General features: G+C 45.1%; 1 protein-coding gene. It reads right to left on the bottom strand.

Annotated elements, in window-relative coordinates; all coding sequences use genetic code 11:
* Positions 1–42: 42 nt before the first annotated feature.
* Positions 43–257, bottom strand: a 215-nt coding sequence (locus tag Q4528_RS14645) for an alpha/beta hydrolase family protein (RefSeq protein WP_368506731.1), incomplete at its 5' end; no start/stop codon positions are given.

The following is a 257-nucleotide window of genomic DNA, read 5'->3' as shown; positions in this document are numbered from 1 at the left end:
ATGCATCGAAGGTATTAGGATCTAGTTGCTGCCAAGGAATAATCATTTATCTGTTTGCTCTAATTGCTGCTTAAACCAATGCGGAATACTCGATTCCAACCAAAATTTGGGGCGCAGCAGGCTACCACCAACAAAACCTACGTGTCCACCTGTGTCACTTAAACGATACTCCACAGCCTTGCTTAGTTGACTCGTGGTAGGAATCACTCGTTGATCCATAAATGGGTCATCGGCAGCGTGAATTAACAGGGTAGGGT

Source organism: Staphylococcus pasteuri (genome assembly GCF_030547725.1).
GTDB lineage: Bacteria > Bacillota > Bacilli > Staphylococcales > Staphylococcaceae > Staphylococcus > Staphylococcus pasteuri.
Note: the sequence above shows the minus strand (reverse complement) of the source record. Positions and strands in the feature narration are given on the sequence as shown.